This is a genomic window from Ruegeria sp. AD9 (assembly GCF_056542305.1).
On record NZ_JBQFZP010000009.1, the window covers coordinates 36,764 to 51,077 of the forward strand.

Here is a 14,314-nt window from a genome sequence, read left to right on the forward strand (position 1 = left end):
GAACGATGGCCGGTCACTGCACCTCGACCCGTCCCGTCGCCGTTCGTGCGCGGTTCTGGGGGCGGTACATATCTTCGACCGAGGCCGCCGGATGGTGGAACACGCCCGGTGTGACGGCACGGGCGACGTAAGCCAGCGTCACGGTCTGGTGCCCCGACAGGTCAACCGCAGCCAGGAACCTGTCCGATCGGAACTCGGTATGCGTGGCATCAGACAGATTCAACCAGTCCAGCGACCGTACATCGCCCGATCGCAGCAGGTTCGGGTTGTCGATCTCGATCCCGGCGGCAAGAGGATCGTCCACCATCAGACGCGCCCCACCCCTTTCAAACGGCGTGACCGTCAGAACCGTGACGAACCGGTCCCCCACGGCAAATCGGCCCGCGTCAATCAGATCGCCGTCCATCGAATAATACTGCCGTTCAATAGCATAGCCGGTGCCACCGGCCCCAGGCGGATCCTCGGGGATCCCGGTCACCGTCAGGGTGATATCGGTTGTCTGACCGTCGGTTGCAGTGATGTTGACCTCTTCCGCCTGCCCGGATTGTAGTACCTGAACAAAGGGGCCGGAAACTGACACGCCATTGACCGTCAAGCCGGAGCCGGATGGATCAGACACCAGCGCGTGCGCCGCCAGCAGGGACCATGTGGCCTCTTGCGTGGACAGGGGAGTGCGGCCCGTGCTTACCCGTTGGATCAATGCGTTGCGGTCAATCGCCTCGCTGCCTGCATCTACCGCCAGGGTCAGCAGGCCCGCCGCATCCCGCAGGCGGGTGCCGTAATCCGCGCGCCAGTGGTTTTCCTGATCGTTCGGCACCTGGTGCAGCATCCGCGCCGCACGGGCGAACATCGCGTCTGCGCGGGTCTGGTCCCCGTACGACGCCAGCGCAGCGCCCAGTTGTGCGGCGGCCAACGGCGTGTCGAAAGCATCCCCTTTGACATCCGCATAATAGCGCAGATCGCCCATCGCCGCCGCGCCTTCCCGCGCCAGAACCATCAGGGCATAAGCGATATCCTGGCCACCTTCGTCGAAATCCGGCGCATAATTGACCCGATTGCGCAGGTTATCCATGGCCTGCGCAAAAGCCCGATCCGGCACCGGGTTCCCCTGCGCACGGGCGCGCGACAGGAAATCGGTCACATAGGCGTCCAGCCAGAAATCACCGTTGCCTGCGCGCCACAGGCCAAAGGCACCGTTCGCAGCCTGACGAGACAGGATGCTTCGGATTGATTCCGTGATGCGTTGATTCACCTCCGGGTCATTGCCCAGCCCCGAGGCCTGCGCAACAGATGACAGGTAAAGCAGCGGCAGCGCCTTGCTGGTGATCTGCTCGGTGCAGCCATAAGGGTAACGGTTCAACTGATCCAGCAGGCCGGGTATATCGAACTTTGCTAGTGCTCCGGCGGACAGGATGGCCTTGGCCGAGCCGGGTTGAAACCCATCAAAAACATCCTGCGAAAACAGAAAGCTGTCACCCGCACCCAGCGCAAAGCGCCGTGTCCGGGCAATTACGCGATCGTTGGCCCGCACCGGCATCCGCAGGGTTTGCGACAGATCGCGCCCGTCTGGCGTGGTGATGGAAACGCTGATCTCTGGATCGCCAATGACATGGGCTGTAACAGGGATGTCGAACACCGCTTTACCACCATCCTCCAGCTGAAAGCGTGCTGGTACCGGGCCTAGTTCCAGCCCACCAGTGGTGGTCAGGCCAAGCGCTATGTCTCCGGATGCGCCATCCGCATGGACGATCTCAAGACGCATCCGGCTTTGATCGCCTGGGGCCAGAAACCGCGGCAGACTGGCCGTAACCACCACCGGGTCGCGGACGATCATGTCCGCCTCGGCCTGCCCGACGGCTTTTTGTGACCACGCGACGGCCATCAGTCGGACCGTACCATTGAAGGCGGGCAGGGGGATGTCGACCTCAACCTTTCCATCCGCACCGACCTGAACCGGGCCGCTGAACACCGCCATCAGATCTTGCGTCGGTGGCGGGGATTGGCGGCGCATCCCGTTGTCATTGTCGCCGCCAGAGCGAACCGTACCCATCGCTCCGTTCATGCCGTCGATCAGCCGGCCGTAAACATCACGCAGGTCCACACCCAGCCGACGTTGCCCGAAATAGTACTCTTGCGGGTTTGGGCTTTCGAACCCCGTCAGGTTGAGGATGCCCACATCCACTGCGGCAAGGGTCAGCCACACTGGATCATCGCTTATAAAATTTTCGACCCTAACAAGGGCCTTCTGTGTTTGACGGGGCGAGGTTACCTCGGGCACATCAATGGCAACCGACAGCGTGCGATCCGCAGGATCAATGGCAGCATAGGCGACGCCCATGGCGCGTGCCGGGTTCTGACCGGCCGCAACATCCACCGGTCGGATCACCGTGGCCGTGACATAGGCACCTGCCCCCCAATCTTCTGTCACCTCTATCGGGATAACTGTCTCGCCCTCCTCTACGGCAACCATCTGGCGATGGATCAGGCGGTTCGACAGCACTTCGACCTGGGCGATACCTGCCATGCGCGGAACAATGCGCAGCTGTGCGGTTTCCCCGGCGCGATAGCTGTCGCGATCCAGCGACATCTCAAGCCGGTCAGGCGTGGTCGAAGCATCTGCGGCCTGATACCAGCCTGCGTGGAAATCGACAGCGGTTTCCGTAAAGGTGCCATCAATACGTTGGACCACCAGTTCATAACGGCCCCAGTCCACGGGCTGGGACAACGTCAAAGGAATAGTGGCGACGTCAATCTCTCCGGTGGCAACGCGAGTGCGTCTGGTTGTCGGTTCCCAATTCCAGTTTCCGTAAAGCTGATACCATTGATACCGCGTTTCGATCTTGTTCAGCGTCCAGCGCAGGCGCATCGGGCTGGGGCTCAGGTCGGGTGCAAGGCCGATGATCTGAAACGCGGCCTCGGTACCTTCGGGGAGTACGTCCTCGAACAGGGGTTTGACACCGATCACAGGTTGCGGCGGCAGGACAGGAACGCTCAGGCGACGTTCAACAGGGCGGCCTGAGCCGTCAGCCAGTCGCGCAATAACCTCGGCTTCAATTGGTTTCCTTTCCGTCTCTAACACAGGGATTTCAACGGCAATCGATGCTTTGCCGTTTGCATCTGTACGCGTGTCACCAAAATAGGTGCTTTTGATCGATGTCTCGGCGTCATAGCGGCCAAAGCGATACCCGTCGTAGCCCGGCACTGTGTCCGCCGGGCGTGCGATAACCTGACCGTCGATGCTCAGGTCCGACCCCGGCGCACCAAACAGATAGCGCGCGTCGATCGAAAGCGGAGGGCTGTCGCCAGGACGGAGGGGCGCGTCCGGCAGGGTCAGCTCAAAATCTATACGTTCCGGCAGGAAGTCTTCTACCAGCACTGTTTGTCGCGCCAGCGCATCGCCTTTGGGATCAGACCTGATCTCGATCCGCCAAGCGCCGCGTGGTGCATCTGCCGCAACAGGCAGGGCAAAGATATGCCCCCCGGCGACGCCGCCATCCGAGACGGTTCGGCGGTATTCCACGCCGTCAGGGCGATACAGGATCGCAATCAGGGGCAGGCCCTCGATAGCCTGCGCCTCACCATCGCGCGACAAGGCGGTGAGGTGTATCACCTCTCCGGCCCGATATGCGCCGCGATCCGTGGCTAGAAAAACATCGACCGGCCCCGCAGGTGCACGCCCTTCAACACCACGATCTGACAGGTCAAAGGCAGGATCGGTCAGGGATAGAAAGCTGAAGTCGCTGTCCCCGGTCGATGCCATCACCAGCGCGGGCGCACTTGCCCCCTTGCCCCGTGTCAGGCCGGGATCGAACATGACATAACCTGATTCATCCGTTCGCGCTTGGGCGATGACCGCATTTGCGCTTGTGACCAGTGAAACCTCGACACCTTCACGGGGTGCCGCGTCGCTCAACCCGCGCACCGTGACGTGCAATCCATCGGTGCCAAGCACGCTGCTGATCCCAAGATCGGACAGAACAAACCATTGCGTTGCGCCCGGGTCGTCATAGGGATCAGCCCCCGGAACACGGGCGGTCAGCGCATAGATGCCGGCGGGCTGATCCGCGATCGCCTCGGCTATTGGCAGGCGCGCCGTCATGGTCTGGTTCAGTTCGTTGGCCACTTCGGCGGTACCGGTCCAGATATCCTCGGCAATTTCATCGGAAAATTCTGCTTCCTGCCATTCACTGAGCGGGCGACCGAAGAAATCCTGCTGAACCGCGCGCAACAGGTTCCGGTCGCTGACCCTCCGCAGGATCAAGTTCAGCTCGGTGACGTTGACCGTTTCAACGGGCAACGCAGCATCAGCGGATTTCGGCAGAACGTAGCTGCGCCCGGGAAACCGGACCGAAGGCGCCCGGTCTCGCACGTAATGGGCAAGCTCAACATTGCGGTTCAGCGCCTCGCCCGAGGCGGAGGGCAAGCCTTCGCGTAGCGTCAGGTGATAACGCTGACCATGGGCGACACCGTCAACGCAAAGCTGCCTGCCCTCAGCCTGTACCACCAACCCGTCATCATTGCGCTGGACAAACGGGTCATAGTCGACCCCTGCCTTGACCAGCGGTTCCGAAAACTCAACACAGATCCGCGGCGCGGCGGCGTCGCTTTCAACAGAACTGTCGACCACGCGAAACCCGTATTTCCCGATGGCATCATTCAGCGCGGCCAGTACATCCTCGCGCGGTTGGATTTCCTGGGCCAGCCGCAGCACGGGGATCATATCGCGCCCGCGCTCGACCTCTTCCAGGGCGCGGGCCAATGTCATCAGGGCGGCAATCTGCGTGCCGGGAGCGTCCGCGCGCAAATAGCCATTGGTTGCGGCATTCAGCGCACGGTTGTGCAGATCGCGCCCTTCACTCCGGTCCGTAGGGTTTATCGCCAATAACAAGCGCGCGTATTCCACCCATAGATCGGGCGCGTCACTGAGCGATACGGCCACACCAGTCCAAATCATTGCCAGTCGCGGGCTGCCGGCGCTGCGTGCCGCGTCCAGAACAACCTGCAGGTCGTTACCTTGCGCCATATGAACAAAGCCCAGATCGCGCGCCTGATCAACGGCTTGCTTCAGGTCGGCGGCACCAAGTGCGCTTAACGCGTTTGCACGCGCATCAGCCAATGCTTGGGTCTGATCTGGGGTAGTTACTTTCTGCGCAGATACTGCCCCCTGATAGGCCTCTTGCCGGTTTACACCGCTTTTTGGAAAACAGGCATTGGATCGGGTGTTGTAGGTGAACGCAGTGCAAAGCGTATTGGCGGAACAGGCCTGAATGCAGGACTTCAGATCGGTATCGAAAAGGGCATCCAGATCCGAGCCGTAAAAATCTGCGTCCCGCGTCGTGACATAGCGGAAATCAGGCACTGCATCCTGCGCCTGGGTGGCGCTGGGCAAGACTAAAAGTGAAATGATGTAAGTTATTGAAATAAAAACAAAGCGGCGCATGGTGCCCTCCTCTTTGGGCACAGCGTTGCATGGCGTGCGCCTGTTGTGCAACGGCTTAAACAGTTTTTCATCCTCTGCCGGGATGCTGTGCGCAGAGCGTTCTGGAATCAATCAAATGACTCTTGCACATAAATTGGCACAGGAACGGCGCGCGCGTTTGGCAGCTGAACGGATGCTGGCCCTGAAACAGGCCGAGCTTTCGGCAGCCAATCGCAAACTGGGTCAACATGCCATGGCATTGACCAAACGAATTGGCGAAACGCAGGCTGAGGTTGAAACCGTTCGGGATGAAAACGAAAAGGTCAAATCCGACCTCTGCGTGGCCAACGCCAAGATCGAGGTTGCCGAACGCCGCTTGTGGCACTCGATTCAGACAATACAGGACGGATTTGCCTTTTTTGACGGTGACAACCGGCTGATCGGCGCAAACACCGCGTATCTGAGCGTTTTTGAAGGTCTGGACGAAGTCGCGCCGGGAATATCATACCCGCGCATTCTGCATTTGCTGACGTCAGAAGGTATTGTCGATATCGGGGACGAATCCGCGGAAGACTGGCAGGACAGAATGCTGGCCCGCTGGAGCCGCGCCAACCCGCCTCCAATCGTTATGCAGCTTTGGAACGGTCACTATATCCGCCTGATCGACCAGCGCGGCAGCGGCAATGATATGGTGAGCCTTGCTCTCAACATCACAGCGTCGGTCCGGCATGAAATCGAGCTTAAGGCGGCGCGCGAGCGAGCCGAAGCGGCAAACCGGGCCAAGTCGGCCTTTCTGGCCAATATGAGCCATGAAATCCGTACTCCGATGAACGGCATCGTTGGCATGTCCGAATTGCTGGACGAGACAACGCTGGACGAAGAGCAGCGGCTATACGTCAACACGATCCGCAATTCGGGCGAGGCGTTGCTTGTGATCATCAACGACGTGCTGGATTATTCCAAGATTGAGGCGGACAAGCTGGCTCTGCACCCGGAGCAGTTCGATCTTGAACGCTGCATTCTTGAGGTTGCGATGCTGCTACAGCCCAGTGCGCGCGATAAAGGCCTAACATTGCTGGTTGATTACGACTTGTTCTTGCCAACCCTTTTTGTGGGCGATCCTGGTCGGATACGGCAGGTTCTGACCAATCTGGTCGGCAACGCCGTCAAGTTCACCTCCGAAGGGTATGTGCTGGTCCGGGTGACAGGGGTGCCCAATCCGGATGCGCAGATCTGTGATATCCATGTTGCGATCGAAGATACCGGTATTGGAATCGACGCAGAAAAAACCGGCCATATTTTTGGCGAGTTCAATCAAGTCGAAGACGAGCGTAACCGCCAATTTGAAGGCACCGGGCTTGGCCTTGCCATCACCAAGCGGCTGATCACCTTGATGGGTGGCACGGTCTGGGTCGAAAGCGAGCCGGACCAGGGATCCTGTTTCGGTTTTCGCGTGACACTGCCCACGGTAGAAGGCCCGCGACCCGAACCTCCGAACCTGGCGGATTGTTTGAAACATGTCCTGCTGGTCGAAGATCTTGCCGTGAACCGGGCCATTCTTGCCAAACAGCTTGGGCGACTGGGGGCTGAGGTGACGGTTTGCACGTCGGGGACCGAGGCGCTGTCACAGATGAATGATCAGATTGATCTGGTTCTTTGTGACCACGATCTGCCGGATATGGATGGGCTGGATCTTGCGGTCGCGCTCAGGGATCGCGGGTGGGGTGACATTCCGGTGGTCGTGATGTCTGCAAGCCCCGGTTTGATTCACGCGCATCCTGCCCGTGACCTGATCGACGGTGTCTTGCAGAAACCCATCCCTCGATCCGAGTTGTATGGCAGGCTGATGGCACTCGACGGCACATCGTTGGAAAGGGGCGCTCTGGATGTGGACAAAACAGTCTCTAAAAAGCAAGATTCTGAATCTGTGCACCCCCGACACATGAGGGTTCTTGCCGCCGAGGACAACCGCACCAACCAATTGATCCTGAAGAAGATGGTCAAGGATCTGAATATCGATCTTCGCTTTGCCTCGAATGGGATTGAAGCGGTTGAGATCTATCAGGAGTTCGAGCCGGATCTGATCTTCATGGATATTTCCATGCCGAAGATGGACGGCAAACAGGCAACAGCGGAAATTCGCAGGCTCGAGGTTTCAACTGGTCGCCACGTTCCAATCGTTGCCCTGACGGCCCATGCCATGGCGGGGGATGATCAGGGAATTCTGTCAGCCGGCTTGGACCACTACCTGACCAAACCGCTACACAAGAACCGCATTCACCAGATGATCCTGCAACACCAACCCGATTGCGTCTGCTCGGTCGCAGACACCATGCCCGGCGCCAAAGCCCGGCGTGAGCGTGGCGCAAACCCGGACCCAACCTCGCCTGGCGGACTCTTCAGGCGATTAACACCGGGTTGCAAGTTCAAGTGACCTGGGTTTCAGGCCGCATATGGTCTGACGAAAACGGGCTTATCCGCTTCCGACAGATCAGGGCGGTATTCATAGCCGCCACTGTCGAAATCCAGCAGCGCCTTAGGATCGGTCAGGCGGTGTTGGATGACATACCGCGCCATGGCACCGCGTGCCTTTTTGGCAAAAAAGCTCACAATCTTTGGGGTGCCGCCCCTATCTTCCATGAAGACCGGTGTGATGACGCGCAGGTTCAGGGCATTCAAATCCACCGCACCAAAATACTCCTGACTGGCACAATTCACCAGAATGTCGCTGTTAATTTCGGCTCCTTGCGCGTTCAGTGCCTTGCTGAGCTGATCGCGCCAGTATTCGTAAAGGTTCTTCCCTCTTCGGGTTTTCAGCTTGCTGCCCATCTCAAGCCGGTAGGGCTGTATCGCGTCGAGTGGCCGCAACACTCCATAAAGGCCGGAAAGGATGCGCAAGTGGTCTTGCGCCCATAACAGCTCGTCTTCGTCCAGCGAAGCAGCTTCAAGCCCTTGATATGTGTCGCCAGCAAAAGCAAGCGCAGCCGGGCGTGTGACCTTGGCGTCGGGTGCATCCGAAAAAGCGCGATACCGGTCGCGGTTCAGGCGTGCCAGATCGTCGCTCAGGTCCATCAGTTTCTTCAGATCACCCAGCGTCAGGTTGCGAGCGGTTTTGGACAGCCGGATCGCATCCTCCTGAAAATCGGGCTGCGTTACCCCGACATTCCGCTCTGCCCAGTCCAGCCGTTTGGCCGGGGAAATCACGATCAGCATATCCGCCCTCTTTCTTGCCTGTTCGGGGGTATCTAGCCCGCCTCACGCAGCACGTCCAGAAAAGCGGCGCCAAACCTTTCGTGACGTCGATCACCCAGCACCTGTGCAATTCCACGGGGATCATCGGGGCGCAGTTGCGCAACTTTTGCCAATTGTGAGGCCGAGCAGGTCAGGGGCTTGTCGATCCCGGCTGGACCGCGCGACAGCAAGGACTGAACTTCCATCAAACGGTCGTAAATCTCACCCTGATTGCGTCCAGCCAGTTTTCGGCGCGCCGGATGAACGCTTCTTGCTTCGCCCGCGATTACTTCAAGGAACGTATCGCCATAGCGTTCCAGCTTTTTGGCGCCAACACCGCCGATCCGGGCCATATCGTCCAGCGTTACAGGGCGCTTTTCGGCCATCTCGATAAGCGTGCGGTCGGGAAAGATCACATAGGCCGGAACACGTGCAGCTTCAGACAGGGCACGGCGTTTGGCCTTGAGCGCGGACAGCAGCGGGGCGTCCTCTTCGGAAACCATTGCCTTGACCGCAGGCCGACGTACCGCATTGCGCAACGTATCCTTGCGTAGGTTGATTTGCGCCTCGCCTTTCAGGATCGGTCTGGCCGCCTCGGTCATGCGCAATGCGCCGTGACGGTCGGGGTCGGGGCGGACCAGATCGTGGCCCATCATCTGCCGGAAAATGGCCTGCCATTGCGGGCGCGTCCAATCCTTTCCGATGCCATAAGTGGACAAATCCTCATGGCGGCGGGCGCGGATTTTGTCGGTCTCGTTTCCCAACAGGATATCGATCAAATGGCCTGTACCGAACCGCTCCTCGGTCCGCAGGATCGCGGACAGGGCCATACGTACCGGAGTTGTGCCGTCGAAAACTTCGGGTGGGCTGTCGCACAGATCGCATTTGCCGCAGGGCCCTGTGGTCTCGCCAAAGTAACCTAACAATGTCTGACGGCGGCATTCCAAGGCTTCGGCCAGACCCAGCAAGGCGTTCAGGCGCGCATGATCGGCCATGCGGCGCTCGGGCGGCGCTAGACCCTCGTCAATTTGTGAACGCCGCAGGCGAATGTCATCGGGGCCGAACAGGGTCAGCGTTTCGGCCGGGCCGCCATCGCGTCCGGCGCGTCCGATTTCCTGATAATAGGCTTCGATCGATTTGGGCAGGTCCGCATGGGCGACCCAACGGATATCGGGTTTGTCGATGCCCATGCCAAAAGCCACTGTGGCGACGACGATCAACCCGTCCTCACGCGCGAAACGGGTTTCGACAATGCGGCGATCTTCGGGGTCCATTCCACCGTGATAGTAGCAGGCCGAGTGTCCCTCGGCGCGCAGGGCCTGAGCAATCACCTCGGTTTTGTTTCTGGTGCCGCAATAAACGATGCCGGACTGGCCTTTGCGCGCATCTGCGAAATCAAGGATCTGCTTGCGCGGCCCGTCCTTTGCGGCAAAGGCCAGATGAATGTTTGGCCGGTCAAATCCGCGCAGAAATTTGCGCGGCTCAATGCCATCGAACAGTTTTTCGACAATCTCATCCTGCGTTTCGGCGTCCGCCGTGGCGGTAAACGCGGCCAGCGGCACTTTCAGGGCGCGCCGCAACTCTCCGATCCGCAGGTAATCAGGGCGAAAGTCATGCCCCCATTGACTGACGCAATGGGCTTCGTCCACAGCGATCAGGCTGACGTTGATCCGATTGAGCATCCCAAGCGCAGACCCGGCAGCCAGACGTTCGGGCGCCATGTAAAGCAGCTTCAGCCGCCCGTCCTCCAGCGCATCCCAAACGGCCTCGGTTTCCTCGGGCGTGTTGCCGGATGTCAGCGCACCGGCCTCGACCCCGGCCTCTTGCAAGCCGCGTACCTGATCGCGCATCAGGGCTATGAGTGGAGATATAACCACCGTCACCCCGTCGCGGAGCAGGGCAGGCAGTTGAAAACATAAGGATTTACCGCCACCCGTGGGCATGATCGCCAGCACGTTTTCACCTGCCTTCACGGCGTCGACAATCTCTTCCTGCCCAGGGCGGAAGGCGTCGAATCCAAAGACATCTCGCAGCAGGGGTGCGGCGTCGAACATATGCGGGGGCGCCCTGTTTTAAGGTTTATCTGCTCTTAAGACAGGACAATCACATACTAAGATTCAGTGAACAAGTGGTCAGTAGAAATAGGGCGCGTTGTTGATTAGGATGATCCGCAAGGCATAGACGCCGATCAGCACCACCAGCGGGGTCAAATCCAACCCACCCATATTAGGTAGAACGCGGCGGATCGGCCCGTAAATAGGCTCTAAAATGCGATTTAACCCGTACCAGATTTGTGCGACCAGTTGTTGGTGCAGGTTGAGCACCTGAAAGTTGATCAGCCAGCTCATGATCACATGGGCCAGAATGATGAACCAGACAATGTCCAGAATCAGCAGCAGGATTTGGATCAGCGACAGCATGGGGTCTCCGTTTTCTTGTTGGACGAGACCTAAGCACCCTTTCAGCAAAGAGCAAGTAGGCTGAACTCTGCGCTTGCGAATTGCCCCAAAGCCCCGTTTTATGACCGCAACAAGAAAACAGGGGCAGAAATGGCAGAAATATCCAAGCGCAGGCGTATCTGGGGCTGGTGGTTCTTCGATTGGGCCAGTCAGCCCTATCACACCCTTTTGGTAACGTTCGTGTTCGGCCCTTATTTCGCAGGCGTCGCTGCGGAGTATTATCTGGCATCCGGCCTGGACGCAGGGTCTGCAGACGCACAGGCACAGGTGGTCTGGGCCAACTGCATGACCATAGTCGGTTTGATTATTGCCTTCGGTGCGCCGCTGATGGGGGCGATGGCTGATGTGTCGGGTCGGCGCATCCCCTGGATATTCGCCTTTTCCGTGATGTACGCCGTAGGTTCCGGCGCGCTTTGGTACACGATGCCCGATGGCTCGAACATGTGGTTGATGCTGTCTGCCTTCGGTCTGGGTTTCATCGGTGCGGAGTACGCCCTGATTTTCATCAATTCCCAACTGCCCGATCTGGGTGATGACAGCGAAGTGGGCGAAATCTCCGGCTCGGGCTTTGCTTTTGGCTATTTCGGTGGCCTGATCTCGCTGGCGATCATGCTTGCGCTGTTTGTGGAGCAGGCCAACGGCAAAACGCTGATCGGAATGGACCCCTTGTTTGGGCTGGATGCGTCGCAACAGCAGGGCACGCGCTTTGTTGGCCCGTTTACTGCTGGGTGGTTCATTCTGTTCATGGTGCCCTACTTCCTTTGGGTCCATGACGACGAACCGAAAAACAAAAAGGGCAGCGTTGCCGAGGCGCTGCGACTGTTGGCAAAATCAGTGTCTAACCTGCGCCATCGCACCAGTTTGGCCAGTTACCTGGGCTCATCCATGTTCTATCGGGATGCGCTGAACGGGCTTTACAGTTTTGGCGGGGTCTATGCCCGGCTGGTGTTGGAATGGGACCTGATCAAGATCGGTGTTTTCGGCATCGTCAGCGTTCTGGCCGCAGCGGCCTTTTCCTGGGTGGGCGGCAAACTGGATAAGAAATATGGCCCCAAGCCCGTGATTATCGTTGCGATCTGGGTGTTGATCCTTGTCTGCATCACCATCGTCTCAATGGACCGGTCCCAGATTTTCGGTATCGCCATGTCCGAAGGGTCAGGCTTGCCGGATGTGGTTTTCTTTGGCTGCGGTATCCTGATCGGAGGCATGGGCGGCATTCTACAGTCCTGTAGCCGGTCGATGATGGTCCGGCATACGGACCCGGCAACCCCCGTCGAGAGCTTTGGCCTTTATGGTCTGTCGGGTCGTGCCACCGCCTTTGCTGCGCCACTTCTGATCGGGATCGCAACCACGGTGACCGGTAGCGCTCGTCTGGGGGTGTCACCCATCGTTCTGTTGTTTATTCTGGGTCTATTCCTGATGCGCTGGGTGAGACCTGAAGGGGATCAGAGCAGATGAAAATAAAACGCTTTTTGATCGTTTTGGCTGCGCTTGCTTTTGCAGGCACTGCGGCGGCAGAACCGCTGGCAAAGCAGTTGTTCGGGGCGCAGAAACAAGCTTCCCAGCAAAAACCGGCCGCTTTCGGCAGTTATTCGCGCGGATGTGCTGCGGGGGCAATTCAACTGCCTGAAACGGGGCCTACATGGCAGGCAATGCGCTTGTCGCGCAATCGCAACTGGGGGCATCCGCAGACGATTGACTACGTTCAGGACCTCAGCAGGTTTGCAGCCAGCCAGCCGGGATGGAACGGTCTCTATATAGGGGATATCAGCCAGCCACGCGGCGGGCCGATGACCTCGGGCCATCGCAGTCATCAGTTGGGGCTGGACATCGATGTCTGGATGTTGCCCGGCGATAACATGCGCCTGAGCCGCAAGTCGCGCGAAAATATCTCGTCCATCTCTCTTCGTCGTTCCAATGGCGCTTACGTCAACGGAAACTGGACCAAGCAGCATCATGCGCTGTTGCGCGAAGCGGCAAAAGACAAGCGCGTCGCCCGGATCTTCGTGTTTCCTGGGGCCAAGGTTCAGATGTGCGACGATGAAAAGGGGAACCGCGACTATCTGCGCAAGATTAGGCCCTGGTGGGGACATCACTATCATTTCCACGTGCGACTGAACTGTCCCAGAGGGTCAAAGGGCTGCGTGAATCAAGACCCACCCCCCAAGGGCGATGGCTGCGCTGAGGCCCGTCAATGGGTACACAACATCCTGAACCCGCCGCCACCCGATCCGAATGCGCCGCCGCCGAAGAAACGCCGGGAATACGTTCTGTCCGACTTGCCGCAACAATGCTCCGCCGTTTTGCAATCCAACTGAGTGTAGCGCTGTTTCTTGCCCCGGTGGCCGCCGCGCTGGATGTGAAATCCGCAGCCCACCTGAATAGTTTCGTTTGGCGGTATCCAGCAAGCTGGTTTGGCGGGTTTTCAGCGATTCACATCTCGGACGACGGACGCCATATGATTGCGCTTAGCGACCGGGCGCGGATCGTGACTGCGCTGATTGAGCGGAGCGAAGGCCAGATCGCGGATATTCACGTTCTTGGTCAATGGCCGGTGCTGTCCAGCCAAGGACACATCATGAAAGGCGGCGTAGGTGACTCCGAAGGGATCGCAGTGACGCCGGATAGCGGGATATTCATCTCGTTCGAAGGGGTGCACCGTGTCGCCTATTACCTTGCGCCGGGCTCCAGCGCGCGCGTATTGCCACGCCCGAATGCGTTCCGGAACCTTGCCGAAAATGGTTCTTTCGAAGCTCTGGCCATTGATGGACGCGGCTGGCTTTACACTTTGCCGGAAAAGAACCGCACCGCTAAGGGGGACATTCCGGTTTACCGTTGGAATGGCGACACATGGTCGACCCCGTTTGTTCTGCCACAGCGTGGCGGCTTTAAACCCGTTGCCGCGGATTTCGGTCCCGATGGGCGGTTTTACGTTTTGGAACGCAAGGTATCCTTGGTCGGTTTCCGATCACGACTGCGGCGATGGGTCGTGGTAAACGAGAACCCAGGCGCCGAGGAAACCCTGTTCGAAACCGGAACGGGCGCGCATGACAACCTCGAAGGATTGTCGGTCTGGCGCGACGGGCAGGGCCTGTTGCGCGCCACGATGATCTCTGATGACAACTTTCTGGCGGTGCAGCGGACCGAACTTGTGGAATACCTGCTGCCCGATTGACAGGGCGCAGGCAAAGGTCTAAAGGCACGG

Annotated in this window: 8 protein-coding genes; 4 read left to right on the forward strand and 4 right to left on the reverse strand. The window is 58.9% G+C overall.

The genetic code is table 11. The features are described 5' to 3' along the window. Window positions 1-13 precede the first annotated feature (13 nt). Window positions 14-5,440, reverse strand: coding sequence for an alpha-2-macroglobulin family protein (locus ACR0AM_RS13890; protein ID WP_480623213.1), 5,427 nt, complete (start codon window positions 5,438-5,440; stop codon window positions 14-16). A 115-nt stretch (window positions 5,441-5,555) separates the two neighbouring features. On the opposite strand from ACR0AM_RS13890, the gene ACR0AM_RS13895 reads away from it, so the two are divergent. Beyond that, window positions 5,556-7,853, forward strand: coding sequence for a response regulator (locus ACR0AM_RS13895; protein WP_480623214.1), 2,298 nt, complete (start codon window positions 5,556-5,558; stop codon window positions 7,851-7,853). A gap of 8 nt (window positions 7,854-7,861) precedes the next feature. Here the strand turns inward: ACR0AM_RS13895 and yaaA are convergent, their stop codons facing one another. From yaaA to ACR0AM_RS13910, 3 genes are all read right to left on the reverse strand, one after another. Then, window positions 7,862-8,632: a peroxide stress protein YaaA gene (gene yaaA, locus ACR0AM_RS13900; RefSeq protein ID WP_480623215.1), complete on the reverse strand. Its 771-nt coding sequence runs from the start codon at window positions 8,630-8,632 to the stop codon at window positions 7,862-7,864. Between the two features lie 32 nt (window positions 8,633-8,664). Continuing rightward, the gene (gene recQ / locus ACR0AM_RS13905) at window positions 8,665-10,704 is read right to left on the reverse strand and encodes a DNA helicase RecQ (protein WP_480623216.1); all 2,040 of its coding nucleotides are present in this window, start codon (window positions 10,702-10,704) and stop codon (window positions 8,665-8,667) included. 78 nt (window positions 10,705-10,782) lie between these two features. After that, window positions 10,783-11,070: a YggT family protein gene (locus ACR0AM_RS13910; protein ID WP_170382138.1), complete on the reverse strand. Its 288-nt coding sequence runs from the start codon at window positions 11,068-11,070 to the stop codon at window positions 10,783-10,785. Window positions 11,071-11,199: 129 nt separating this feature from the next. Here ACR0AM_RS13910 and ACR0AM_RS13915 point away from each other — a divergent pair, with 129 nt between their 5' ends. Genes ACR0AM_RS13915 through ACR0AM_RS13925 form a run of 3 tightly spaced genes read left to right on the forward strand, consistent with a single transcriptional unit; the run spans window position 11,200 to window position 14,284 of the window. Further along, on the forward strand, window positions 11,200-12,567 hold the full coding sequence (locus ACR0AM_RS13915) for an MFS transporter (protein WP_480474496.1): 1,368 nt from the start codon (window positions 11,200-11,202) through the stop codon (window positions 12,565-12,567). Beyond that, window positions 12,564-13,427, forward strand: a complete 864-nt coding sequence (mepA, locus tag ACR0AM_RS13920; RefSeq protein ID WP_480474498.1) for a penicillin-insensitive murein endopeptidase — start codon at window positions 12,564-12,566, stop codon at window positions 13,425-13,427. Before ACR0AM_RS13915 ends, mepA begins: the two co-directional genes overlap by 4 nt. Beyond that, complete coding sequence (locus ACR0AM_RS13925) at window positions 13,400-14,284, forward strand: esterase-like activity of phytase family protein (RefSeq protein WP_480623217.1); 885 nt, start codon at window positions 13,400-13,402, stop codon at window positions 14,282-14,284. The genes mepA and ACR0AM_RS13925 overlap by 28 nt, the downstream gene beginning before the upstream one ends. The last annotated feature ends 30 nt before the right edge of the window (window positions 14,285-14,314 follow it).